Below are 24484 nucleotides of genomic sequence, written 5' to 3' on the forward strand. Positions count from 1 at the left end.
TGAGGAAGCATCGTCGTTGATGCTTCGCGAGTAGCCGGCTCGAACCTGCATAGCATTGTATGGTCTCATTGAGCACTTTTGCGATGCCAGGATACAAGGGCGCCTATCATGAGAACGCTAGTGGTGGTGAGATCCCTCAAGATGGGCGGGATGGAGCGGGTGGCGGTGAATCTTGCAGATGCCTTTCATGAGGCGGGCTATGAAAGCCATCTGGTGTATTTTCGTAAGGTGAAGCGTCCCCTAAGGCCAGAGCATTCAGGAGTCAAGGTGCATCACTTGCCGCTTCAACAGCGCAATCGACTGACGCTGGTCGGCTATGGCCTTGAGGTGTTGGCCCGCCTGTTACTCAACCCGCTAATGGGCAGGGCGCTGTTCCTGGGGCTTGGCGTGATGGGCGGTGTCGTGTTTCGGCACTGGTTGAAGGGCTTCGAGCAAGAGCATGGCAAGGTAGACCGCATGGTTTTCCGGGGTATCGGCACCTTCGAACTGGTCTGGAGCTTTCGCGACAAGCGTGCCCGCTACGTGCTCGAAAATATCTTCCACGTCAATGGCGCCAGCCGCCGCAAGGCGCTGTTTGCTCGCTGCCTCTATCATCGCAGGGATCTGGTGGCAGTGTCTCAGGGGGTGGCCGAGAGCTTGCGCAAGGCGCAGACACTCTGGAAGTTTCGCCCACGCTCTCTCACTGTGATTCCCAACCCTTGCCCGCTGCGCTCGATCCGCGAGGCGATGCTGGAGGCCAATGACGCCATACCGTCCCAGCCATACCTTTTGAACGTGGCGCGTCTGGTGCCGGCCAAGGGGCACGACCTGCTGCTGCGTGCCTACGCGCGATCCGGTACTAGCTTGCCGCTTGTCCTGGTGGGGGATGGTCAGGAAAGAGACAGCTTGGAGGCCTTGGCGAATGAATTAGGCATCGCTGACAAGGTCATCTTCGTCGGCAATCAACACAATCCGTACCCCTGGATGCGCCACGCTCGGCTGTTTGTGCTCAGCTCGCGTTTTGAGGGCATGGGCATTGTGCTGTTCGAGGCGCTCGCCTGCGGAACGCCGGTCTTGTCGGTGGACTGCCTGGGGGGAGTACGCGAGATTCTCAAGGGTGAACTTGAAACCTGCCTGGTCGAGCGTAGCGAGGAAGCCCTCGCTGCCGGAATCACTGCTGCGCTCAAAGTGCCCAAGCCTGAGGTGCGAGAGCGATGGCTAGACGACTTCAGACCTGAGCGGGTGGCACAGGCCTTCATCGCCCGTTAATAAAGGCCCGTTGATAAAGGGCCGTGGATTTAGGCTGACTGATGTAGGCATCGTGCGCCCATGTTTGTGGGTCTGTCGATGCGGTGCCAGGCTCTCTTGAGGAGACAGATGTCATGAAGGTATTGGTCACCGGTGGAGCCGGCTATATCGGGACCCACACCCAGGTCGAGCTGATCTCCGCCGGGCACGAGGTCGTTGTTTACGATAACTTCCGCAACAGCTCACCCAGGGCTATCGCTAGAGTCGAAGAGTTGGTCGGGCAGGAGGTGCCGGTGGTGCGTGGTGACATTCGTGATCGTGCCTGTCTGGACAGGGCCTTTGCCGAGTACTCGGTGGAAGCGGTGATCCATTTTGCGGGCCTGAAGGCGGTCGGCGAAAGCTATCGGCAGCCGCTTTCCTACTATGACAATAACGTCACCGGCACCCAGCGCTTGCTCGAGTCCATGGAGGCGGCTGGGGTCCGATCGATCGTGTTCAGTTCCTCCGCCACGGTCTACGGTGAGGACGCACCGGTACCTTACGCCGAAGCCATGGGACGAGGCCGACCTTCCAACCCCTATGGCGCAACCAAGGCCGTGGTGGAGCAGATGATCGAGGATCTGGCCCGGGCCGACGATCGCTGGTCTGCGTCCTTACTTCGCTACTTCAATCCCATCGGCGCGCATCCCTCCGGGCGCATCGGTGAGGATCCCCAGGGTATCCCCAACAACTTGCTGCCGTTTATCTCCCAGGTGGCGGTGGGGCGTCTGCCGGAGCTGTCCATCTTCGGGGATGACTATCCGACCCGAGACGGCACCTGTGAGCGCGACTATCTGCACGTGGTGGATCTGGCCGTGGGCCACGTCAAGGCGCTGGAGGCGATGAAGGAAATGACGTCATCAGGTGTAGCAACCTATAACTTGGGCACCGGCAGGGGTACGACGGTCCTTGAGATGGTCCGATCCTTCGAGCAGGTGACGGGGCAAGGTGTGCCGTATCGCATTGCTTCGCGCCGTGAAGGGGATCTTCCGGCCTTCTGGGCAGATGCTTCTAAGGCGAGGTCTGAGCTTGGCTGGAGCGCCGAGAAAACGCTGGAAGACATGATGCGTGATAGCTGGCGTTGGCAGTCGGCTAACCCCGAAGGATATTCGGGGGCTTGAGGTCGGTGGTAAGAGTATGGCCTGGACAATGGGTTTGGATTGGCTGTCCCGGTGCTATGATAGCGCCTGGTTTTTTCAGGGATGGCGATGACGTGAGTAGCAGGACACAGGGGCAAAACGCAAGGTGGGAGGGTAGTGGAAGCACAAGGCGTGTGCTTTTTGTTATCGACCATCTGGACTCGGGGGGCGCACCTGTCGTGGCACGAGACCTGATCGTCGGTATGGTCGATGCCGGTGTCGAGGTTACCCTGGTGATACTGAGTGATCGTCAGCGTCATGTCCTTCCGTCCAGTGCCGAGGTCGTCAAGCTGCCCTATGTCGCCAAAGGCGTACTGGCGAGGCAGTGCCGCTATCGCCGCCATGCGCAGCTGCTTGATCGCTGGCTGGTACAGCACGGTAGGCGCTTTGATCTGGTCTATGCTCACCTTCACCACGCCCACCAAGTAGTATCGCGGTCGCGTCTTGCGGCGAGCGCCTGGTACTGCCTGCACGCCGATCCGGTCACTGGCTTTCTCGGCAACAAGCGTGGTCTGGGGCGCTGGATGAAGCGGCGCAAGGTACGCGCACTCTATCAAGGGCGGCGGATTGTCACCGTCTCCCACGGAATGCTGGAACGACTCAAGACGCACTTCAGTATTGAACCCGAGCGTGGCGTGGGCATTCACAATCCGCTGGATATTGAACGGATACAAAAGCTGGCTTCGGATGAGGTTATCGACGTACCCGACAATTTTCTGCTCTATGTGGGCCGTATGGATCTACGCCAAAAGCGTTTCGATCGTTTGCTGGATGCCTATCATCAAAGTGGTGTGGCACTGCCGCTATTGCTAGTCGGCGGCGGTGACGGAGCGCAGAAGGTAAGCGCGATGATTCGCGAGCGTAAGCTTGACGATAGGGTATGGCTGCTGGGGCCCCGTGATAATCCTTACGCCTACATGGCCAGGGCGAGGGCGTTGTTGCTTAGCTCCGACTATGAAGGCTTCCCACTGGTGTTGCCGGAAACCCTGGCGTGTGGCACGCCTGTGGTCAGTGTGGACTGCCCGACAGGGCCCGCCGAGTTGCTCGTCGGGGAACTGGCGCCCTATCTGGCTCCACTCGATGACATGTGCGCTTTCGCTGACGCCATCAGCAGGGTGGTGGAAGCGCCTCCGGTGATTGGTCCGGCGCTCACTGAGTCTTTCCGGCTGGATCACGTGGTCAAACGTTACCTGGCGCTTGAGGATGGCTGAAGCGCTTGTCTGGGGAGGCGTTGGTGGGCTAGGCGCCGGCCTCCCAGCGCCGTGTCAGGTAGTCGGCGAGCCAAGTTCGGTACCGTTCACCCTGCAGCTTGCGTGAGGACAGGGTGCTCAGCAGGGCACCGAGGTGACGTCTGGGGTTGCTGGGCATGGGGCGCAGGTGCGCATCGATCCAGATCAGTGCCCCTGTGGGTGTCACCAGTAGGTTGTTGAGGTGAAGGTCTCGGTGAAGGTAGCCCGCCCGGGCGAGCCTTAGTACATCCTTGCCGATGGTCTCCAGCAGGGCGATGCGCGCGGCTTCGTCTTGCTCCAGAAATAGCGCTTCACCCGCGGTGGCGTTGTCGACCCGCTCCATCAATAAAAGTGATGCGTTTCTGTTCAGCGGATTCAGGCTCAAACCCCAGCCGTGGAAACGTGGCGTGCGTAGCCCCGCCCGCTTGAGGATGCGCATGCTGAGGTATTCCTTGCGCGCATCCGACTGGCCCAGACAGCGTTTTTCGAGGTAGTCCCGGGTCAGCCACTTGAAGGGATCAAGCGTCTTCGAGAATTTGTCCGGCACCACCTTGGCCAGAATCCTGCCGTCCTGGGAGACAAAAAAGCGGCTGGAGCCCACCGCCTCGAAGGCGGCAGTGGTCGTGGTCTGAGACAGCGCAAGGCGCTCCGGCAGCTCCCGGGTGTGGAACATCAGGTAGCGCCGGCGCCGGTCGTTGAAGGGAATATCCAGAAGCTGCATAGTTCAGGCTGACCCTGACTGCAGGGCTTCGAACTTCGGCAGCACGTTCTGTGTGAGAAACTGCTGATAGTGGCGCGGTTCGATGATTACGGGCGCCTCGGCCATATGCGCCATGGCGCTGGCAAGCCCTGCCTCGTCGTCGCGTGCGACCAGGAAGTCCTTAAGCTCCTGGGTCAGGATCTCCTTCGGGCCACTGGGGCAGTCGACGCTAATCACCGGGGTGTGCAGAAGTAATGACTCGATCAGCACCCGTGGGAGGCCTTCGGCGTCCGAGGTCAGTACCATGGCCAGGGCGTTTTGAATGTAGGGGTAGGGGTTGGCGGTATAGCCTAACCAGTGGACGTGGTCATCGAGCCCCAGCTCGCCGATCATGGCCTTCAGTCGTTGTTCATTCTCTGGCTTGCCTTTGCCCAGCAGCACCAGGGGGGCATCGAGGCCATGCTCGTCTCGGGTCTGGCGATAGGCCCGCAGCAGGCGGTCCTGGCGTTTGCGCGGCTCGATGGCGGCAACCGACAACAGGTAGCGGCCTTTTTCGATCCCTGGAGGCAGGCTCAGGGGCTCGTCTGCCATTGCGACGAAGGGCTCCCGCTCGTAGGGGTTGTAGATCGGGATGATCGTCTCGGCCTTGAGTCCTACCACCTGCTCGAGGTTCTCCTTGACGCCCTCGGACACCGCGATCACCTTGCGCCCGCCGTAGAAGCGACGCACCTTGGCAAAGGCCTTGTCCCGGGCGGCCGGGTCACTGAACTTGGCGCTGACGTCCGACTTGATCCAGAAGTAGAGATTGGGCCAGTGCAGGTGCCGGGTGATCTTGTCGCAGGAGCAGGAGATCACCACCTCCGGCCGCCAGGCCTCAAGGGCCTTCTGGACCTTGCGGGCCTGCCACTTTTCGGTCAGCACCGTGGAGGTCGCCTTGGTCAGGCGCGTGACCACCGCCAGGTTCTCGATATCGAGGCCGTCAGGAAGGCGGTGCTCCACCTTGTCGCGCAGGGTGAAGACCTTGACGGCGTGACCACGCTGGCGCAACTGGTCCGCCGTGTACAAAAGCGACTTCTGGGCGCCGCCTCCGTAGAGGTCTTCGATGACAAAGGCGATTCGCTGATGGTTCACGGCGGCTCCGGTTGAGTTTCAGTGGCGGCTGCGGACGCCAGAGTTTACCACAGAGCCTTGGTTGGTCTCGTTGCACCTAGAACCTGTTTATTGCTCAAGAGGGCGGCGCTTACGCTGCGAAGGTTCGTTACGTGGGCTTTCCTAATTTCAGTGGTATCGCGTTACAATTGGCCCAGGTTTGGAACAGGTGTACATATGAAGATTCTGATTACCGGGATGGCGGGTTTTATCGGTCACGCGGTTGCCAAGCGGTTGAGTGGTCAGGGACACGAACTGGTCGGTGTCGACAACTTGAACGACTACTACGATGTATCCTTGAAGGAGGCGCGCCTTGCCGATCTCAAGGGGTGTGAGGATGTCCGCTTCGAGCGTCTGGATATCGCTGATCGAGAGAATGTAGAACGCCTGTTCGAAGAGGAAGGTTTTGACAGGGTTATCCATCTGGCGGCGCAGGCTGGTGTGCGTTATTCGCTCGAGAATCCTCACGCCTACGCGGACGCCAATCTGGTGGGGCACCTCAATATTCTTGAGGGCTGCCGTCACGGTCGGGTGGAGCACCTGGTCTATGCCTCATCGAGTTCGGTCTACGGGGCCAATGACAAGGTGCCCTTTGCCACCGACGACGATGTCGACCACCCCATCAGCCTCTATGCGGCCACCAAGAAGGCCAACGAGCTGATGGCCCACACCTACTCCCACCTGTATGACCTGCCCACCACCGGGCTCAGGTTCTTTACCGTCTATGGCCCCTGGGGGCGTCCTGACATGGCGCTGTTCAAGTTTACCCGAGCAGTGCTGGAAGGCCGGCCCATGGACGTCTACAACCATGGCGACATGTCCCGGGACTTCACCTACATCGACGATATCGTCGAGGGCGTCGTGCGCGTGCTGGACGTAGTACCGACCCCTCGGGGCAGTACCGAGGTCACCACCGATACTGCCTCTGCCCCTTACGCGCTCTACAACATTGGCTGTGGTAGCCCGGTGTCGCTGATGGACTTCGTTCGCGCCATTGAGAAGGCGGTAGGACGAGAGGCGATCTGCCACTACAAGGACATGCAGCCGGGAGATGTGCCGCGCACCTGGGCAGACACCGAGGCGCTGTATCAGGCAACCGGGTATCGCCCGCAGATGCCGGTGGAAGAAGGCGTCAAGCGCTTTGTCGACTGGTATCGCCGGTTCTACGCGGTGTAAGCCATGTGCCAGCCAAGGGGCGACAAAAGGCGAAAGGTTGTGCCTGCGGGCTTCTCTCGCTATCCCATTTGACCCAGGTGGAGAAACGGCTGTGCCATTTGTAGGGCGGGATTGCTATCCTTTGCCGATCAAAAATTTCAGTGAGTGAGTGACAAGGGATGAAGATCACCATTTTTGGCACCGGCTACGTGGGGCTGGTCACCGGGACCTGTCTGGCGGACGTCGGTCACGACGTCATCTGCATGGACGTGGATGAGAACAAGATTGCACGCCTCGAGGCCGGGGAGATCCCCATCTTCGAGCCGGGCCTTGAGCCCATGGTCAAGGCCAATGTGTCGGCGGGGCGGCTCAAGTTCACCACCGATGCCGCCAAGGCGGTTAACCATGGTGTGCTGCAGTTTATCGCCGTGGGCACCCCGCCGGATGAAGACGGCAGCGCGGATCTGCAGTACGTGCTGGCGGTGGCCAAGGCCATCGGTGAGCACATGCAGGACGACAAGGTGGTGGTCGACAAGTCCACCGTGCCGGTGGGCACGGCCGATCGGGTCAAGGCGATGGTGGAGTCCCAGCTCGAGCAGCGCGGTGTCAGCCTGAACGTTGACGTCTGCTCCAACCCTGAGTTTCTCAAGGAAGGCGCGGCCATCGAGGACTTTGCCCATGGTGCGCGCATCGTCGTCGGCACCGACTCCGACAAGGTCAAGCAACTGATGCGGGAGTGCTACGCGCCCTACATCCGTCTGCAGGAAAAGCTGATGTTCATGGACGTGCGGGCGGCGGAGCTGACCAAGTACGCCGCCAACGCCATGCTGGCCACCAAGATCAGCTTCATGAACGAGATCGCTAACCTGGCCGAGCGCCTCGGCGCCGACGTGGAGCAGGTGCGTCGCGGCATCGGCAGTGACCCGCGTATCGGTTACCACTTCATCTACCCGGGCTGTGGCTACGGCGGTTCCTGCTTCCCCAAGGATGTCCAGGCGCTGGCGCGCACCGCCCGAGAGGTGGACTACGAGGCCGAATTGCTGGGGGCGGTGGAAGCGGTAAACCAGCGCCAGAAGCAGACACTATTTGCCAAGCTGGCCAACGCCTTCGACGGCGACCTCAAGGGCCGCACCATCGCCATCTGGGGGCTGTCGTTCAAGCCCAATACCGATGATATGCGTGACGCGCCCAGCCGTACCCTGATGGAGGCCCTGTGGGAGGCCGGCGCCAGGGTTCAGGCCTATGACCCTGAGGCCATGGGTGAGACCCGTCGCATCTACGGCGAGCGTGATGACCTGATGTTGGCGGGGGATCGCATCCAGGCGGTCAAGGGCGCCGACGCCCTGGTGATCTGCACCGAGTGGAAGGAGTTCCGCTCGCTGGACTTCCCCTGGCTCAAGGACCAGCTGTCGATGCCGGTGGTGGTGGATGGCCGCAACCTCTACGACCCCGAGAGCGTGCGTCAGGCTGGGTTGATGTACTACGCCGTCGGTCGTGGTGATTCGCTGGAAAGCGCTGGGTAATGAACGCTGATGGTGAAGGATTTCCATCCGGAAAGCATATTGCAAGAGGCCGCGTGAGCCGCATTGCCTGATGGCTCGAAAGCAGGTCGACCGAAAGCAGGTTGACCGAAGGGCTCGACAGCAGGTCGACCGAAGGCAAGTGGCCCAAGCAAGTTGCCTGAAAGAAAAACGCCCCGAAGGCCTTGGCCTTCGGGGCGTTTTGCTATTGGTGCTGGCGTCCGCCTGGCGGGAGCGAAAGGACTTTAGTCCTTGTGGGCTGAGGCCTTGCGCACTGTACCGGCAAATTCGGCCAGGAAGGCGGCCATCACCGCGAGCATACCACCCAGCACGATGGCCAGCGCCATGATCAGGGCCTTGCCGGTGCCGACCGGCTGCTGGCTCTGGGCAGCCACGCGCTGAACGCTGCCTTCGGCGAGGTAGGCCTGCTTTTCTTCGATGTCGACCACCTTGGCGGTGTAGGTGGCCACCAGCTCGGCCGCGCTTTCGGAGGTGGACTGCTTGGCGGCCTCCAGGCTCTCGCGGGTGCTGGCAAGTTGCTGCTCCAGAGCGTCGCGGCGCTTGGCCAGCAGCTCGTCCTGATCAGACTTTACCGTGTCCAGCAGCTTCTGGTGAAACTCGGTGACCAGTTCGGCGTCTTCCTCGGTTGCCTCCGAGGCGAGGGTCAGGAAGGCCACGTTTGCCGGCGCCTTGGCGGTGGTCTCGAAACTGAGCTCGTCGAGGGACTTTTCTTCCAGCAGTTCGCTTGTCACCACGTCGAAGTAGTAGTTGTCGATCTTGGCAACCACGCTTTCCGGGGATTCCAGTACGCCGACGCCGGCGCCGCCATTGGGTTGGCGTTCGGCCACGTTGTAAATCGACACGTAGCGATAGCTATCGGTCATGGACATTGCATAGGCGAGTGCCAGCAGCACGATGACCACAAACACCCCTGCCATTATCTTCCAGCGCCTGACCAGGATCAGGGTGATATCGACCAGCGATATCTCGTCATCCGCCGGGGGCCTTGGGTAGTAGTGCTCCGGAGGTTGGGTAGGGGTGTTTGCCATTGCAGTGGGGTCCTTGCTTGCGCTTCGCCATGTCCGAGGAGTCGGGGCTGAAGTGTTCAGTGTGATGAAGAAAGTCGATGGCGTCATTCACTGGTAGGTGCATTGCAGAGGATACAGAAGCCGTTGCAGTGCGCAAGCGGGTTGTCGTAGGCAGGAGCAACGCTCTCGAATTGGGCGCGATCTACAGCGGATCTATCGGGCAGGTGCCGGGTCAGCTTTCAGAGGGTAACAGCAGGATCGGCAATACGCTGTTCTGGCAGGAGTGTCGCAGGACGGGCGAAGGGCAGGACGTCGTACGGTATCCGAGTGTGCAGGGACATATTGTAGGCCTTCATTTGCGAGACTGATTTCATGAAGGTCAACGAAGCAACGATGACGTCGTAGTCCTGGTCCAGGGTGGTCCTGAGCCTGGGCTGGTTATCACTTTCGTAGAATCTGCCTGCAGCAGCGTTCATGTCGAAGCCGGCCAGGTAAGCTGTTTGGTAGTCAAGGCTTTCTGCCAGTTGCAACGCGGCGTAGGCGACAGTACGGCAATGAAAATAGCCATGGCTGATATCACGGCTGTAACCGATGATGGACTGCCTTTTCAGCCAGGGGGCTTGGTAGTCGACATTGCGGCAGCCGTGGTACTTCCTGGCGAGGCGTAGCTTGCGTCTGATGCCGCTCTTCTTGCTCTTGCTGGCGCGGTCGATGACGACGGCGTCCAGGCCGGCGAGTCGCTGCTTTTCCTCTGCCGAGGCTCTGTCATAGAGCTCTCGAGATACCACCAGATTCTCGGCCCTGGCGGCATTGGTGAAGAAGGTTTGCTTCCTTTTCAGGAAGAAGTTGTGGTCGGTCACCAGATAGATGAAGGGTTTAACGTCGTTGAGCAGCAAGTAATCAATAGACCCGTTGACGCAGATGACGTCGTGTTGACGCAGCGTCTCTATGGGTACCTGGGTAGCGCTCGGGCCAGACAGGAAGATGATGGCAGTTGGTCGGCTTCTATTCTGCTGAAGTTGGGCAAGCTGTCCGGCAACGTCGGATGGCTGGATGCAGGTGGGCGCTGCTGGCATGGCGCGAAGTGCTCGTCGTGTATACAGATTCGCGCATTACTCTACTGTGGAAGCCGTCAGTAAAAAAGGTTTTTCTAATTGGACGGTGCCAGATGTGATGTCAATCATCTTTGCCAGAAACGTAGCGGAGCCGTTGCGGCGTTGGCGAGTTGATTTCAATGACTCACGCCCCTGGTTTGCACGACATCGCCGTTGTCGGCACGCAACAGTCTCGCCGCCAGATCGGCATCCATGGGGCGGTGGTAGTAGAAGCCCTGGAGCAGGTCGCAGCGCATTTCCTGCAGTAGCGCCTGCTGCTCGTCGGTTTCCACGCCTTCGGCGACGACTTCGAGACCGAGGCGGTGGCCAAGGAAGATGCTGGCTTCCATGATCGCCCTGTCCCTGGGGTCCTGGGTGCACTCGGCGACGAAGGTGCGGTCGATCTTGAGCGCGGTGATCGGCAGCACCTTGAGGTAGCTCATCGATGAGAAGCCGGTACCGAAGTCGTCGATGGCGATCTTGTAACCCTGGTCGTAGAGTCTGCGCAGGCTGTCCAGCACGTCCTGGCCGGCCTCGATCAGCACGTTCTCGGTGAGCTCGATGCCGATCTCGCGAGGCCCAAGGCCGTACGACGCGACGCAGGAGGCGAAGGCCTCGAACATGCCGGGCATGACCGCGTGACGCCCGGAGACGTTGACGTCCACCCGCACTTGGCGGCTGCCCTCGGCGCGCCATTGGCGCTGCTGCTCGCACACCTTGTGCAGCACCCATTTCTCCAGGCGTTTGATCAGTTCGCTGCGCTCGGCTACCGGGATGAACTCCGCGGGGGAGATGGCTTCACCGTCCCGGGTCGTCCAGCGTAGCAGCGCCTCGAGGGAGTCGATATGGCCGCTCGCGGCAGCCACCTGGGGCTGGTAGACCAGGCCAAGCTCGCCGCCGCCATCCTGGTCGAGCAGGCGCTGCAGGCGTTCGGCGATGGTGTGCTGGCGCACCATCGCTGCGTGGGCCTCGGGGCTGAAGAACTGGTAGGTGTTGCGGCCGGTAAGCTTGGCCCGGGTCTTGGCGGCGTCGGCACTGCCCACCAGTTCCTGCACCTCGCTGCCATTGTCGGGAAAGGTGCTGATGCCGATCGAGGCGTGGATTCTCAGTTCGCGGCCGTCCACCCGCATCGGGCGGGAGAGGCTTTCCAGCAGGCGCTCGGCCACCTGTATGGCGTCGGTGGCCATGTCCACCTGGGGCAGGGCCAGCACGAACTCATCGGTACCGAAGCGGCAGAGCAGGTCATCGCTGCGCCGGAAGGCCTGCAGGCGGTTGGCGGCCTGGCGGATGACCTTGTCGCCGCAGTCGTAGCCATGGGTGTCGTTGATCTCGTTGAAGTGGTCGAGGTCGACAAACAGGATCAACAGTCTGTCGTTGTGGCGCCGACATTCTGCCAGGGTCCGCTTGAGCTCGATTTCGAAGGCGTGGCGGTTGGGCAGGCCGGTCAGGCGGTCGAAGCGCGTCATGTAGTCCAGATCACGACGCGCCTTGCGCTCACCCGCCAGGTCGATGTCGATACAGAACATCAGCGGATTGTCGGTCTCCTGGCCCAGCATCACGTGATGGGAGAACACCGGTACGCTGGCGCCGGAACGGTGCTTGAGCTCGAGTTCTTCGGCGGAGATCTCCACGCCCCGGTGGACCCACGCCTGGTGGGCATCGATCACCGCGTCCACCATGGCCTCGGGTATCAACAGCTGTTCCAGACGCTTGCCCAGGGCTTCCTGCTCGCTGTAGCCATACAGCGCCTGACTGGCGCCATTCCAGTAGATGACGCGCCTATCCCTGTCATACCCCTGCACCGCGACGCGCGAAAGGCTCATCAGCAGTTCACGAAAGCGCCAGTCGCTGAGCGTCAGGGACGGCAGCGGGAGGGCGTTCTCTGCGCCGCTGCCGGTATCGGCAGCGGTCGAGCGCGGTGTGTGGAATCTGTCACCGATGTGCAATGGCGTCATTTCCTGAGCAGGGCCAGCCAGGTGTGCCCGAAAGGTGTGGCTGAACAAAAGTAACGAATCCGCATGTATCGGCAGTGTCGTACAAATTATCGCTAGCAGCGAGTGCGAAACGTCGTAATGAGATATTTCATTATCGGACCTAACTTCGCAAATACTCTCTTTTGGCAGCAAGTTGGTCAACGAAGTTTCTTCGTTCGCGGTATTTGACCACTGTGTGGGCGCTCCACATGATCCTCGGTGTTGCATATGCAACATCCATGAAATGCACACTTTTGTGCATAAAACCGAGGTTAATGACATTAAAATATCGCAGAAAATCGTACAAGATCGGTATCTTTCCGCCATCGAGGCGATCAACGTCGAGCACCGGATTCCTGAATCCGGGTACTGGGATTTGTCTGTCCTGGAGGAGGTCGCTTCTCAGTCCTGGAGCAAGACGCGCCTGGCGCATATTGATCTGTCCGCCTGGCAGTCATTCATTGGTGACCTGCCGCGGGACCCCTACGTCAATCGCCGCTGGAAGCGCATGTCCTGGCTGCACCTGAACGACGAGGGAGAGGTCGAAACCCTGGGCGAGTGCCCCATGGCCCAGGGGGGACGCTTCAATGACGCTGCCAGCATGGCGGATCGGCTGCGCTACTACGAGCCGCTGTTGCCCGAGTTTACCGAGCGCGAGGACGTCAAGGCGTTCGTCAAGGCCTGGGCGGAGCTTTGGGGGCTCGAGCGCCGCGCGCCCATTCTGATGCAGATCACCGGTGTACGTGGTGACGGCACCGTGGATCCGTTGCAGGGGCAGGGCATCCACGCCGACGGCTGCAAGTACCTGAGCATCGTTGTGCTCAATCGCGACAACGTCAGCGGGGCAGTGAACACCCTGTATCGGGACAAGGCCGGCCAGCAGGAAGTCGGCCGGGTGACGCTGGCGCCGGGGGAGGTGCTGCACCTGCGTGACGATCGCCTGTTCCATAGCGTCGATGCGATCACCCAGTGCGAGCCAAGCGCCCCTTTCGAGCGCTTTATCATCATCATCAACGCCTGCTTCGTGGACGAGTTCCAGAATCGCATGTTGCGCCGCCACTTCCCCCAGGCGGTGTTGAACGAAGCGATAATGGAAAGCGCCAGCTGAAGGTCGGCGTCCACCAGGCAAGGTGGCGTCGGTGGCGTTTCACTGACCTTGAGGGTCCGTGGCGAGATCCGGGTCGAGGGCCCGGGCCAGCCGATTGCTATGCTGGCATGCGATAGGGCTTAAGGCGCTTACATCACCCCAGCATTACCGCCAGGCGACCTCGGTCCCCTGGCGGTACTTTTTGTTGAGCTATCCTCTGCCATTGAGACCTCGCCTGCCGTTAATATCCTGTCTGGCACCGAGGTCTCGCCTGCCATCGAGACCTTCGCCTGGAAGATCAATTTCTCCATCGCCTCAGCCTTGGCCTCAGACTCCTTCACGCACCGCCTGCTCGAGGCGGGCAAGCCGACCGGGCTCGAGGGCGTCGGCCACGGCGGTGATGCGCAGCACATGGCCGAGGGCCGGGTGAGCCGGGCGTGCGATCAGTTTGCCTTCGTCCAGCAGGTCGGCGTTGACCTGCTTGGCCAGATCCGCATCGGCCAGACGAATACCGATAAAGTTGGTGCCGCTCTCCAGCACGTCGGCGCCCAGCGCCTTGAAGTGCTCGGAAAGGCGCGCTCGACGCTCCAGCACCGCCTGGATGTGGACGTCGGTCTCGTCCTGGTGGTCCAGCACCACCTCGGCGGCGGCCAGGCTCAGGGTCGACACCGCGTAGTGGATGCGCACCTTCATCAGCATCGCCAGGGTGTCGGGCTCGGCGATGGCGTAGCCCACCCGCAGCCCGGCCAGGCCGTGGGCCTTGGACAGGGTGCGACAGCGAATCACCCCGGGCAGGGCGCGGGTAAAGCTTGGCTTGGCGGCGTCGTCGCGGAAGTCGTGGTAGGCCTCGTCCAGCAGCAGCCAGCAGTCATCAGGCAGGGCGTCACGCAACCGCGCGACCGTAGCCTCGTCGTGGACGAAGCCGGTGGGGTTGTCCGGGTTGGCCAGGTAGACGAGCCGAGCGTGGTGGCGGTGGGCGGCGTCGATCAGGGCGTCGATGTCCGGCGCCAGGTGGTCGGCGGTCTCCTCGTAGTCGACCTCGATCAGGCGGCAGCCCTGGCCCTTGGCGAAGTAGCCGAAGGTGGGGTAGGTGCCGGCGGAGCTGACCACGCTGGTACCGGCGGGGGCGGTGGCCCGCAGCACCAGCGCCAGCAGGCTGTCGCAGCCGGCGTCCACCAGCAGGGTGTCCAGGTCGAAGCCGTGCAGCCGGACGAGACGTTCGCGCACGCCCAGGGCCTCGGAGTCACCGTAGCAGTAGACGTGCTCGACCATGGCGTCACCGAAGTGCTCGCGCAGGGCGCGATGGGGCATGTCCAGGCCTTCGTTGGAGCCCAGACGGTGGGGGATCTCCTTGCCGATACGGCGCTTCAGCACCCAGATGCCAGGGAAGGGGTTGTCCGGTCCCGGGGAGTAGAGGTGGTCGGCGAAGGTGGGGGTATCGGATGCCATGGGATGTCCTGTGGGAGTTGGCTTGAAGGGGGCGGAGGCGTGTCAGAGGGTGGTCCGAGAGCGTTACGACAGCGGCCTATGCTAATAGGTCACGTCAGGTCAGGTCTGTAGCGCGGACCAGGGCACCACCTTGTGGCGGTTGAGCAGGCCATGGGGGTCGAGGGTGCGCTTGAGCGTCGCCATCAGCGCGAGTTCCTCGGGGCTTCGCGAGATCGACAGCCAGTCGCGCTTTTCCAGGCCGATGCCGTGCTCGGCGGAGATCGATCCCATGACCCGGGCCAGCGGCTCGTAGAGGCAGGCCTCGACCTCGTGGCGGGTGTCCGGATCGTCGCTGCCCACACCCACCGACAGGTGCAGGTTGCCGTCGCCCAGATGGCCGAACACCGCCAGGCGCACCTGTGGCCAGCGGGCCTCGAGGCGTGCCTGAACCTCGGCGACATAGTCCTGCATTTCGCCGATCGGCAGACTGACGTCGAAGGCCATGATCGGCGAGAGCGCCTCCACCAGTCCTTCGATATCATCGCGAATCGCCCATAGCTTGTCGCGCTGGCTTTCCGACTGGGCGATCACGGCGTCGACCACCCAGCCCTGTTCGACGGACGCTTCGAGTGCCGCCTCGAACTGCTGGCGGTGGTGGTCCTCGTCGTTGGCCAGGGACTCGACCAGGGCGTAGTAGGGTGCGTCGGTGTCCAGCGGCGGCTGATGACGCTCCTGTTCGGTGATCAGGGCGAAGTGGTTCTGCCACATGGCCTCGAAGGCGGCCAGGCTGCCGCCAAGGCTGTCACGCAGGTGCGTAAGCAACGACGTCATCGAGGTGAAGTCGGGGCAGGCGACCAGCGCGGTGCGGGTATCGCCAAGCGCTGGCTGCAGCTTGAGCACCGCCCGGGTGACCACGCCCAGGGTGCCTTCGCTGCCGATGAACAGCTGCTTGAGGTCGTAGCCGGCGTTGTTCTTGAGCATCGGGCTCATGGCGCTGATCACCTGGCCATCGGCCAGCACCGCCTCGAGCCCCAGCACCTGCTGGCGCATCATGCCGTAGCGGATCACCCGGTTGCCGCCGGCGTTGGTGGCGATATTGCCACCGATGCTGCAGCTGCCCCGGGCGCCCAGGTCGAGCGCGAACTGCATGCCGACCTCGCGGGCGGCTTCCTGGACCTTCTGCAGCGGCGCGCCGGCCTGCACGGTGATGGTGCCGGCCACCGGGTCGATCTCCTCGATGGCGGCAAGACGCTCGAGTGACAGCGCCAGCTCGTCCGGGGCAGTTTCCGCGCCGTGGACCAGCCCGGTCAGGCCGCCGTGGGTGACGATGGGCTGTCGGGCCTGGTGGCACAGGGCGAGCACCTCTGCTACCTGCTCGGGGGTGCCGGGCCGCACGATGGCCGCGGCGCGACAGGGCGCCCCGCTCAGCCAGTCCACCTGGCGGCTTGCCACGTCGTCGCCGGTCAGCACCTGGGCGGCGCCCAGGCGCTCGCGCAGTGTCTCGATCAGCGTGGCAAGCGACGGCGATAGTTGCTGGGAGGTGACGGCCATCAGAGGGTGGTCTCCTCTTTGCTGGTCTTGTCATCGGTGGTCTTGTCGCGGCCGGGAATGGCGGCGAGCAGTTCGCGGGTGTAGTCGGCCTGAGGTCGGGTGAAAACCTCCTGGGCGCTGCCCTGTTCGACGATGCGGCCCTTCTGCATGACGATGATGCGATCGCAGATCTGGGCGGCGACGCGCAGGTCGTGGGTGATGAACAGAAGCGACAGCGAGAAGCGTTGCTTCAGATCCTCGAGCAGCTCCAGCACTTGGGCCTGGATCGATACGTCCAGCGCCGATACCGCTTCATCGGCGACGATCAACTCCGGGTCCAGTGCCAGGGCGCGGGCGATGCCGATGCGCTGGCGCTGACCGCCGGAGAACTCATGAGGGAAGCGGTCGGCGCTGCCGCCAAGCCCCACCAGTTCGAGCAGCTCGTCGGCCTTGGCCAATGCCTGGTCGCGGGGCACGCCGTTGGCGATGGGGCCCTGGGCGATGGCCATGCCCACCCGGGTGCGCGGGTTGAGCGAGGCGTAGGGGTCCTGGAATACCATCTGCACCCGGTGGCGCTGGCGCCGCAGGGCGTCGCCCTTGAGCGCGGACAGGTCTTCGCCGCCGAGCAGGATCTCGCCGCTGTCGGGGCGCTCCAGACGCACGACGCAGCGCCCCAGGGTCGACTTGCCGGAGCCCGACTCGCCGACGATGCCGATGGTCTCGCCGCGTGACAGGGTGAAGCTGACCTCGTCCAGGGCGCGTACCTCACGGGAGGGCTTGAACAGCCCGCCGCGGGAACGGAATACCCGATTCAGATCGCGTACCTCGAGGATCGGCGTCGGCGCCATCGGCTCGCGCTCGGGCGGTGCGGCGTCGCTGGGAATGGCCTCGATCAGCGCCCGGGTATAGTCGTGACGGGGGTTGTCGAGCACCTCGTCACGGCGACCGATCTCGACGATCCGGCCGTGGCGCATCACGCACACCCGGTTGGCGATCTCGGCGACCACGCCGAAGTCGTGGGTGATGAACATCACCGCCATATGGTGGCGACGTTGCAGGTCGGCGATCAGCTCGAGGATCTGCGCCTGGGTAGTGACGTCCAGCGCGGTGGTGGGCTCATCGGCGATCAACAGCTTCGGTTCCAGCGCTAGCGCCATGGCGATCATCACCCGCTGGCGCTGGCCGCCGGAGAGCTCGAAGGGGTAGGCGCGGATGGCCCGTTCGGGCTGGGGCAGGCGGACTTCCTTGAGCAGCTCCAGCGCCCGGGCCTGACGTTCGGCGCCCTTGAGCTCGCCGTGGGCCTCGAACACCTCGGCGATCTGGTCGCCGATACGCATCAGCGGGTTGAGGGCGGTCATCGGCTCCTGGAAGATCATGCCGATCTTCTTGCCGCGCAGCGCCCGGTGACGCTTCTCGTCGAGGGTCAGCACGTCCTCGCCCTCGAACATCACCCGCCCGGCCACCGGGCGCACGCCCTTGGGCAGAAGGCCCATGACGGTGTTGGCGGCCATGGACTTGCCGGAGCCGGATTCGCCCACCACGCACAGAATCTCGCCGGGGCTGACCTCATAGGACAGCTCTTCCACGGCGTATTCGCGATCGGCGCCGGCGGGCAATGCGACGCTCAGGCCCTCGATGCGCAGGATCGGTTCCGGGGCGGGATCGCCGCTGTGATCGCCGCAAGGATCGCCAGCGGTTGCTCCCTTCGGCACCTTCACCGGTTCGCTGCGCGATGCAGTGGAAGCGCTGGTGCCGGTGGTGCTGTTGTCAAAGGTGTTCATGGCTCAGCGCTCCCGTGCGAGTTTGGGGTTGAGGGCGTCATCGAGCCCTTCGCCGACCAGGTTCAATGCCAGCACGGTCAACAGGATCGCAAGGCCGGGGAAGAACGACAGCCACCAGGCCTGGCGAATCACGGTGCGTGCAGCGCCGATCATGTAGCCCCAGGACATCACGTTGGGATCACCGAGGCCGAGAAACGACAGCGCCGACTCCAGCAGGATGGCGGTAGCCACCATCAGCGAGGCCAGCACGATGATCGGCGACAGGGTGTTGGGCAGGATCTGGCGCAGGATGATCTGGGTGTTGGTCTGGCCGACCAGGCGCGCCGCTTCGACGTATTCGCGATGGCGCAGCGACATGAACTCGGCGCGCACCAGGCGGGCCACCGGCGGCCAGCTGACGATGGCGATGGCCAGCACGATGGAGGTCACGCTGGGCTGCATGATCGCCACCAGCACGATGGCCAGGGCGAAGTTGGGGATGGTCTGGAAGAACTCGGTGAAGCGCATCAGGGCGTCGTCCACCAGGCCGCCGTAGTAGCCGGCGATGGCGCCCAGCGGCACGCCGATGGCCAGCGCCACGGCGGTGGATACCAGGCCGATCAGCAGCGATACCCAGGCACCGTGCATCAGTCCGGCGGCGACGTTGCGGCCCATGGTGTCGGTGCCGAGCCAGAAGCCGTCCTGGGCCAGCGGCGGCAGGAAGGGGCGCTGCACCATGCGCCAGGGGGATTCGGGGAACAGCACCGGGGCCAGCACGGCCATCAGGATGATCGCCCACAGGATGATCAGTCCCACCAGGGCGCCTCGGTTCTGGGCGAAACGGGCGAAGAAACTCATGCGGCGGCCCCCTTGATGCGTGGATCGGCCAGTCGATAGACCAGGTCGGTGGCGATGTTGAACAGGATCACCAGGGCGGCGGAGAAGAAGAAGATGCCGAGCAGCAGGTTGTAGTCACGCTGCATCAGCGCCTCGTACATCAGTCGGCCGATGCCGGGCCAGGCGAACACCGTCTCGGTGAGGATGGCGCCGCCGACCATCTGGCCGGCCTGCAGCCCCGCCAGGGTGATGATCGGCAACAGGGCGTTGCGCAGGATATGGCGGCGCTGGATGACCCTTGGCGCCAGGCCCTTGGCTTTGGCAGTCTTGACGAAGTCCTGCTGGGCGGCGTCGAGCATCGAGGCGCGGGTCATGCGCGTATAGATGGCCATGAAGAACAGGCCCAGGGTAGTGGCCGGCAGTACCAGGTGCTTGGCCACGTCCAGGGCGTAGGCCAGGCCTTCCAGGTTGGCGCCGACGGTAAACATGCCGTAGGCGGGCAGCCAGTCCAGGTACACCGAGAACAGCACCACCGCCATCAGCGCCACCCAGAACAGCGGGGTGGCGTAGAACAGCAGGGCCAGCGCCATGATCAGCGAGCCCGAGGCCTTCTTGACGCGCATCGCGGCCATGGAGCCGGCGAGGATGCCGAGCACCAGCGACAGCACGAAGGCGGTGCCGGTCAGCAGCAGGGTGGCGGGCAGGCGGTCGAGGATCAGGTCCAGCACCGGCATCTGCTGGCGGTAGGAGTAGCCGAAGTCCAGGGTCAGGATGCCGGACACGTAGTGCCACAGCTGGACATACATGGGCTGGTCCAGCCCGAACTGCTCGCGCAGCTGGGCGATGAAGGCTTCATCGGCGGCGCCGGCTTCCCCGGCCAGGATGGCCGCCGGGTCGCCGGGGGCGAGCTGGATCAGCACGAAATTGAACACGACGATCAGCAGCAGCACGATGGCGGCCTTCAACAGTCGTGAAATGATCAGGCGGGCGTAGAGCATGGTGAGGTCCCGGGCAGTAAGCCTGTGGTGATGGCAGCAGCGAAATCAGGGCTGGCGCGGCCCACCTTGGGCCGCGCCGTATCGCTTTTTTTGGCTCAGTCGGCGATCCAGGCGTCCTTGAAGCCGTCGTTGACGCCCACCGCAGAGGTCACCAGATTGTTGACGTTGCAGCGGTAGATGGTCGGGAAGCCGAGCTCCAGCAGCCAGCCGAGCGGTGCGTCCTCGAGCAGGATCTGCTGTACCTCGTGGTAGAGACGCTCACGCTCGCTGTCCGGATAGGCAGTGGCGGCAGCGTTGAACAGCTCATCCACCTCGGGATTCTGGTAGCCCTCGACGTTGTTCCAGGGCGAGCCCTTCTCGGTGTTGGTGGACAGGTAGGTGCGCGAGATGCCGAGCGCCGGGTCGCCGTACTGGTACAGGTAGGTGAACGCCAGGTCGTAGTCGCGCTCACCCAGGCGCTGGTTCCAGCCGCCCACGTCGGTGGCCTCGGTGCGCACGTTGATGCCCACCTCCTTGAGGTTCTGCTGTACTGCCTCGGCCCAGCGGCTCCAGGTTTCACCGTAGGGCATCGGCAACAGACGCACCTCTTCGCCGTCGTATCCCATCTCGTCGAGCAGTTCCTCGGCCTTGTCCGGGTCGTAGCTGTAGCCCTCGAGGTCCGGGTCGTTGAACTTGGCGTTGGAACCGAAGGCCCCTGCCGGCACCTTGCCGGTGCCGTTCCACAGCACGTCCCGGGCGAACTCGCGGTCCATGGCGTACATCACCGCCTGGCGGAAGCGCTTGTCGGCGGTCGGTCCTTCACGATTGTTCATCCACAGCATGGCGAAGGGGCTGAAGTACTCGTGGCCCTTCTCGGTCACGCAGGTGTTGTCCATGGCGGTCAGCCGGGGAACGTCGAAGTTCTCCACGGTGCCGTAGGGCAGCACGTCGACGGTACCGTTCTCGTAGGCCACCGCGCGGGAGGCGCCGTCCGGGATGACGTGCCAGTTGATGCCATCGAGGTAGGGCAGGCCTTCCTCGTAGTAGTCATCGAAGCGGGTCAGCTTGATGACGGTGCCGCGATCCCAGCTGTCGAACTGGAACGGGCCGGTGCCGATGGGATGGTTGTTGGCCTCGTTGTTGCGGAAGTCGGTGCCGGCGTAGATGTGCTCGGGCACCATGGTGAAGGTGCCGGCCTCGAACGAGATCAGGAAGGGGCCGAAGGGCTTCTTCAGGGTGAACACCACGGTGTGGTCGTCGGTCGCCTCGATGCTCTCGACGTGCTCGAGCACCGCACGGGCGCTGGGATTCAAGTCGCGGTGGAAGACGTCGGCGGAGAACACCACGTCTTCGGCGGTGAAGGCCTCGCCGTCATGCCACTTGGCGTTTTCCTGAAGGTGGAAGGTGTAGGTCAGGCCGTCTTCGCTGACCTCCCAGCTCTTGGCCAGTTGCGGCATCGGCTCCATGTCGGTGGAGTAGCGCAGCAGGCCCTCGTAGATGTTGCCGGCCACCGTGCGGGTGGGGGCGTTCTGGATCATGCCCAGCACCAGGCCCGGCGGCTCCGGCTGGATGATGGTGTCGATGACACCGCCCCGCTGGGGTTCCTGGGTGGCCTCTTGCTGGGCGTCTTGGCCGTCGTCCTGGGCCAGCGCCTGGGTGGCCGCCAGCGGCAGCAGGGCGGCGAGCCCCAGCGTCAGCAGGGAGGCGTTGAAGCGAGAGGCGCGTGCCTGAGTCGAGCTTGCCCGGGTCGAGGGAGGCAGCGGCGAGCAAGATGGCAGAACGGCGAAGCGGGGGTGGCGGGAGTTCGAGGTCATATCAGGGCACCTTGGTGGCCCGGAGGTGTTGCCAGAGGTGCGTGAAGCCAGGGGCAGAAAGCGCTGCCAGTGCGCTGTTGCCGGGCTTTCGCGTCGCTGAGGCCAGCTCCGGGACTGTTGTTGTTGGGGATTTCCGTAAGCCCTTAAGAACCTAGCAGCCTCGGCACAAACTGTCGACAGTCGGCAATCGACTGTTGTTCGACGCTGGATGCGGTCATACTGGGGTATGACCCTTCAGGCCAACTACGGGAGTCGAGCATGGCCATTCCTCGGGACCCCTCAGCCGCGCCCTTCGTGGTTCAGCGCAACCTGGTGGACCAGGTGGTCGACTACTTGACCGAGGCGATCCTGGCCTCGCGCTTCGCACCGGGCGAGCGATTGTCGGAGGCGGGGCTGGCGGCGGAGCTCGGCATCAGCCGGGCCCCGGTGCGCGAGGCCGCCAGGCTGATGGAGAGCCGTGGCCTGCTGGTATCGCGACCGCGGCGCGGGTTCTTCGTGCGTACCCTGGATGTGGCCGAGCTGAGCGATGTCTTCGATCTGCGCATCGGTCTGGAACGCCACGCCTTCGAGCGTGTTATGACGCGCTTCGACGCGGATACCGAGCAGCGTCTGCATCGGCAGATCAGTCGTCTGTGCGAGGTCGCCGCCGGTGACGACGAGGGGCTCAAGATCGAGGAGGACCTGGCCTTTCATCGCCTGGTGTTCGAGCTGGCCGACAACGCCCGGTTGGCACGTGCCTTCGACGACCTGAGCTTCGAGCTGCGGCTGTGCATCACCCTGATCACCCGTACCCACGAGACCCCCGAAAGCATCGCCGCTTCCCACTGGCGGCTGCTGGAGGCACTGAAGAGCGGTGATCCTCAGCGCTGCCGGGACGAGGTGGACTACCATATTGGCGTGGCTAGGGACTCGGTGATCGAGCGGTTGGCCGATCACGCCGGGGTGGCGCGTGGCTGAACGAGTGGGCGGCGTCGGGAGTGACGTCGTGGCTCAAATAGTGAGGGAAGTCCTGGTCGAACGGTGGGCCCGGGGCCGCGGCTAGAGCTTGTATCGGGTGCGGTGGGCTTGTGTTGCAGGTGCTCGAAGGTGCATAACTAGTAAGCGTAAAACACATTTAACATGCGGAATTTGCCGTCAATGACGACACCACAACTATCCACCGATGCCCTGGACGCCAACGAACGGCGGCTGCTCGATGCCTGCGATGAATTGATGCCGGAGACCCTTGCCCTGACCAGCGCTCTGGTGCGCGAGTACAGCGTACTGGGGGCGGAGGCCGGGGTACTTGAGGTGATGGAAAGCCATCTGCTGGACATGGGGCTGCCTGTCGAGCGCGTACCACTGCCCGAGAAAGGCGCAGATGCCGAGCAGGCAGCGGTGGCCAGGGGTGTCGACCGACACAACCTGATCTCGGTGATCAACGGCACCTCGTCCAGGCCGCACCTGATCTTCAACGGCCACCTGGACGTGGTGCCGGCGGAGCCGCTGTCGATGTGGTCTCGTCCGCCCTGGGAAGCCTGGCAGGAGGATGGCTGGCTTTACGGGCGCGGCGCCGGCGACATGAAGGCCGGCATCGCCGCCATGGTGACGGCGGTGGCGGCGATGAAGCGGGCAGGGCTCGAGATCGATTTTCCGCTGACGCTGCAGACGGTGATCGAGGAAGAATGCACCGGCCATGGTGCGCTGGCCTGCCTGGCCCGTGACGGCCGCGGCGACTTTGCGCTGATTCCCGAGCCGTTCGGGGCGACCCTGACCACGGCCCAGATCGGCACCCTGTGGTTCAAGGTGTCGCTGGACGGGGTGCCGGCCCACGTGCTGGATACCGCCGCCGGGGCCAACGCCATCGAGGCGATCCAGTCGGTGGTGGCGCCGCTCAAGGCACTGGAGGCGGAACTGAACGCCGGGCGCGAGCCGCCCTATGACGAGATCGAGCACCCGTTCAACCTGAATATCGGCAAGATCGAAGGGGGCAACTGGGCGTCCAGCGTGCCGTCCCGGGCGACCCTGGAGGGACGTATCGGCTTCGCGCCTGAAGTCCGGGTGGAAGACATCATGGAAAAGGTGCGGCGCTGCGTCGAGGCGGCCAGCGCCTCGCTGGGCCCGGGCATCTCCGGACTGGACGTCGAGTTTCACGGCTTTCGCTCCGAGGGCCACCACGTCGACACCGACAGCCCCGGGGTCGCCCTGCTGGCCGATTGTCATCGTGCCCTGACCGGTGAGGAGCTGCCCTCGGTGGCGTTGACCTGCACCACGGATCTGCGAGCGCTCAATCGACACGGCATCGCCGGGACCTGCTACGGGCCCGTGGCCGAACGCATCCATGGCATCGATGAGCGGGTCGAGATTGCCTCTATCCAGCACACCCTCAAGGCCTACGCGCTGTTTCTGTATCGCTGGGGGCGCTGGGCCGAAGGCCAGGTCGCTTCCGATACCTGTCCGCAGTGATACCCATAGTCCGGCCAGCGCTGGCCCGGCCAGCCCTGGCCGGGCCTTCACGGCCCTCACGTTCGCCGTGCAAGCCCGGCCTGCACGCTCGGTCCACAAGCAAAGCCTGCACGCTCATCGCGAAAGCCTGACCCGCAGGCCTGTCTGCAAGACCCGCCCGCCAAATCCCTCGCTTCAAACTCGACCCTCCAAGGTTGACTGGGTCGAGCACTTTCGTCTGCGACCGCCGAACGACTCGGTTTCTGTTGTCCTGAGTCGGGGTTTTGCCGTCAGCAGGCTGCCACTCTAAAAGCGTTATTCCATGGAGTGGAGCGGCGGGTGCTGCACGCGCGGTCTCAGGAATGTCGACCTTT

At 63.3% G+C, this 24484-nt stretch carries 19 protein-coding genes; 8 read left to right on the forward strand and 11 right to left on the reverse strand.

All coding sequences use genetic code 11. From position 1 onward, the window contains the following. Positions 1 to 120 precede the first annotated feature (120 nt). From C9F12_RS01950 to C9F12_RS01960, 3 genes are all read left to right on the forward strand, one after another. Complete coding sequence (locus tag C9F12_RS01950; protein WP_240184134.1) at positions 121 to 1248, forward strand: glycosyltransferase; 1128 nt, start codon at positions 121 to 123, stop codon at positions 1246 to 1248. A gap of 113 nt (positions 1249 to 1361) precedes the next feature. After that, the gene (galE, locus tag C9F12_RS01955) at positions 1362 to 2387 is read left to right on the forward strand and encodes a UDP-glucose 4-epimerase GalE (RefSeq protein ID WP_108447789.1); all 1026 of its coding nucleotides are present in this window, start codon (positions 1362 to 1364) and stop codon (positions 2385 to 2387) included. 56 nt (positions 2388 to 2443) lie between these two features. Continuing rightward, positions 2444 to 3616, forward strand: coding sequence for a glycosyltransferase (locus C9F12_RS01960; RefSeq protein ID WP_108447790.1), 1173 nt, complete (start codon positions 2444 to 2446; stop codon positions 3614 to 3616). 28 nt (positions 3617 to 3644) lie between these two features. Here the strand turns inward: C9F12_RS01960 and C9F12_RS01965 are convergent, their stop codons facing one another. Next, positions 3645 to 4355, reverse strand: a complete 711-nt coding sequence (locus C9F12_RS01965; RefSeq protein ID WP_108447791.1) for a lipopolysaccharide kinase InaA family protein — start codon at positions 4353 to 4355, stop codon at positions 3645 to 3647. 3 nt (positions 4356 to 4358) lie between these two features. Further along, on the reverse strand, positions 4359 to 5465 hold the full coding sequence (locus C9F12_RS01970) for a glycosyltransferase (protein WP_108447792.1): 1107 nt from the start codon (positions 5463 to 5465) through the stop codon (positions 4359 to 4361). A gap of 195 nt (positions 5466 to 5660) precedes the next feature. On the opposite strand from C9F12_RS01970, the gene C9F12_RS01975 reads away from it, so the two are divergent. Continuing rightward, positions 5661 to 6659 (forward strand): NAD-dependent epimerase, encoded by a 999-nt coding sequence (locus tag C9F12_RS01975; RefSeq protein WP_108447793.1) that lies wholly within the window; start codon positions 5661 to 5663, stop codon positions 6657 to 6659. Between the two features lie 158 nt (positions 6660 to 6817). After that, positions 6818 to 8161, forward strand: a complete 1344-nt coding sequence (locus C9F12_RS01980) for a UDP-glucose/GDP-mannose dehydrogenase family protein (protein ID WP_108447794.1) — start codon at positions 6818 to 6820, stop codon at positions 8159 to 8161. A gap of 242 nt (positions 8162 to 8403) precedes the next feature. Here the strand turns inward: C9F12_RS01980 and C9F12_RS01985 are convergent, their stop codons facing one another. The 3 genes from C9F12_RS01985 to C9F12_RS01995 all read right to left on the reverse strand — a co-directional run bounded on the left by C9F12_RS01985 (position 8404) and on the right by C9F12_RS01995 (position 12235). Then, positions 8404 to 9207, reverse strand: coding sequence for a Wzz/FepE/Etk N-terminal domain-containing protein (locus tag C9F12_RS01985; protein ID WP_162816367.1), 804 nt, complete (start codon positions 9205 to 9207; stop codon positions 8404 to 8406). Positions 9208 to 9425: 218 nt separating this feature from the next. Beyond that, positions 9426 to 10262, reverse strand: coding sequence for a 3-deoxy-D-manno-oct-2-ulosonate III transferase WaaZ (gene waaZ / locus C9F12_RS01990; RefSeq protein ID WP_108447796.1), 837 nt, complete (start codon positions 10260 to 10262; stop codon positions 9426 to 9428). 155 nt (positions 10263 to 10417) lie between these two features. Further along, on the reverse strand, positions 10418 to 12235 hold the full coding sequence (locus C9F12_RS01995; protein WP_240184135.1) for an EAL domain-containing protein: 1818 nt from the start codon (positions 12233 to 12235) through the stop codon (positions 10418 to 10420). Positions 12236 to 12629: 394 nt separating this feature from the next. Here C9F12_RS01995 and C9F12_RS02000 point away from each other — a divergent pair, with 394 nt between their 5' ends. After that, complete coding sequence (locus C9F12_RS02000) at positions 12630 to 13361, forward strand: 2OG-Fe dioxygenase family protein (RefSeq protein ID WP_240184136.1); 732 nt, start codon at positions 12630 to 12632, stop codon at positions 13359 to 13361. A 306-nt stretch (positions 13362 to 13667) separates the two neighbouring features. Here the strand turns inward: C9F12_RS02000 and C9F12_RS02005 are convergent, their stop codons facing one another. From C9F12_RS02005 to C9F12_RS02030, 6 genes are all read right to left on the reverse strand, one after another. After that, positions 13668 to 14789 (reverse strand): aminotransferase class I/II-fold pyridoxal phosphate-dependent enzyme, encoded by a 1122-nt coding sequence (locus C9F12_RS02005; RefSeq protein WP_108447798.1) that lies wholly within the window; start codon positions 14787 to 14789, stop codon positions 13668 to 13670. 99 nt (positions 14790 to 14888) lie between these two features. After that, positions 14889 to 16319: an FAD-binding oxidoreductase gene (locus tag C9F12_RS02010; protein ID WP_108447799.1), complete on the reverse strand. Its 1431-nt coding sequence runs from the start codon at positions 16317 to 16319 to the stop codon at positions 14889 to 14891. Next, positions 16319 to 18079, reverse strand: a complete 1761-nt coding sequence (locus tag C9F12_RS02015) for an ABC transporter ATP-binding protein (RefSeq protein WP_108447800.1) — start codon at positions 18077 to 18079, stop codon at positions 16319 to 16321. Before C9F12_RS02015 ends, C9F12_RS02010 begins: the two co-directional genes overlap by 1 nt. Positions 18080 to 18082: 3 nt before the next feature. After that, entirely contained in the window at positions 18083 to 18916 is an 834-nt protein-coding gene (locus tag C9F12_RS02020; RefSeq protein ID WP_045993012.1) for an ABC transporter permease, read from the reverse strand. Next, a complete protein-coding gene (locus C9F12_RS02025) occupies positions 18913 to 19893 on the reverse strand; it encodes an ABC transporter permease (RefSeq protein ID WP_045993011.1) in 981 nt (326 codons plus the stop codon). Before C9F12_RS02025 ends, C9F12_RS02020 begins: the two co-directional genes overlap by 4 nt. Before the next feature lie 95 nt (positions 19894 to 19988). Continuing rightward, positions 19989 to 21686 (reverse strand): ABC transporter substrate-binding protein, encoded by a 1698-nt coding sequence (locus C9F12_RS02030; RefSeq protein WP_240184137.1) that lies wholly within the window; start codon positions 21684 to 21686, stop codon positions 19989 to 19991. A 258-nt stretch (positions 21687 to 21944) separates the two neighbouring features. On the opposite strand from C9F12_RS02030, the gene C9F12_RS02035 reads away from it, so the two are divergent. Beyond that, positions 21945 to 22643 (forward strand): GntR family transcriptional regulator, encoded by a 699-nt coding sequence (locus C9F12_RS02035; RefSeq protein ID WP_108447801.1) that lies wholly within the window; start codon positions 21945 to 21947, stop codon positions 22641 to 22643. 180 nt (positions 22644 to 22823) lie between these two features. After that, positions 22824 to 24131 (forward strand): ArgE/DapE family deacylase, encoded by a 1308-nt coding sequence (locus C9F12_RS02040; RefSeq protein WP_108447802.1) that lies wholly within the window; start codon positions 22824 to 22826, stop codon positions 24129 to 24131. Positions 24132 to 24484: the final 353 nt, after the last annotated feature.

Origin of the sequence: Halomonas sp. BN3-1 (assembly GCF_003056325.1) — a bacterium.
Lineage (GTDB): Bacteria > Pseudomonadota > Gammaproteobacteria > Pseudomonadales > Halomonadaceae > Halomonas > Halomonas litopenaei.

Bases quoted from the DNA above. Each gene is read 5' to 3' on its own strand.
- galE (WP_108447789.1), top strand. From the start codon at position 1,362: ATGAAGGTATTGGTCACCGGTGGAGCCGGCTATATCGGGACCCACACC.
- C9F12_RS01960 (WP_108447790.1), top strand. From the start codon at position 2,444: ATGATAGCGCCTGGTTTTTTCAGGGATGGCGATGACGTGAGTAGCAGG.
- C9F12_RS01965 (WP_108447791.1), bottom strand. From the start codon at position 4,355: ATGCAGCTTCTGGATATTCCCTTCAACGACCGGCGCCGGCGCTACCTG.
- C9F12_RS01975 (WP_108447793.1), top strand. From the start codon at position 5,661: ATGAAGATTCTGATTACCGGGATGGCGGGTTTTATCGGTCACGCGGTT.
- C9F12_RS01980 (WP_108447794.1), top strand. From the start codon at position 6,818: ATGAAGATCACCATTTTTGGCACCGGCTACGTGGGGCTGGTCACCGGG.
- C9F12_RS01985 (WP_162816367.1), bottom strand. From the start codon at position 9,207: ATGGCAAACACCCCTACCCAACCTCCGGAGCACTACTACCCAAGGCCC.
- waaZ (WP_108447796.1), bottom strand. From the start codon at position 10,262: ATGCCAGCAGCGCCCACCTGCATCCAGCCATCCGACGTTGCCGGACAG.
- C9F12_RS01995 (WP_240184135.1), bottom strand. From the start codon at position 12,235: ATGACGCCATTGCACATCGGTGACAGATTCCACACACCGCGCTCGACC.
- C9F12_RS02005 (WP_108447798.1), bottom strand. From the start codon at position 14,789: ATGGCATCCGATACCCCCACCTTCGCCGACCACCTCTACTCCCCGGGA.
- C9F12_RS02010 (WP_108447799.1), bottom strand. From the start codon at position 16,319: ATGGCCGTCACCTCCCAGCAACTATCGCCGTCGCTTGCCACGCTGATC.
- C9F12_RS02015 (WP_108447800.1), bottom strand. From the start codon at position 18,079: ATGAACACCTTTGACAACAGCACCACCGGCACCAGCGCTTCCACTGCA.
- C9F12_RS02020 (WP_045993012.1), bottom strand. From the start codon at position 18,916: ATGAGTTTCTTCGCCCGTTTCGCCCAGAACCGAGGCGCCCTGGTGGGA.
- C9F12_RS02025 (WP_045993011.1), bottom strand. From the start codon at position 19,893: ATGCTCTACGCCCGCCTGATCATTTCACGACTGTTGAAGGCCGCCATC.
- C9F12_RS02030 (WP_240184137.1), bottom strand. From the start codon at position 21,686: ATGACCTCGAACTCCCGCCACCCCCGCTTCGCCGTTCTGCCATCTTGC.
- C9F12_RS02035 (WP_108447801.1), top strand. From the start codon at position 21,945: ATGGCCATTCCTCGGGACCCCTCAGCCGCGCCCTTCGTGGTTCAGCGC.
- C9F12_RS02040 (WP_108447802.1), top strand. From the start codon at position 22,824: ATGACGACACCACAACTATCCACCGATGCCCTGGACGCCAACGAACGG.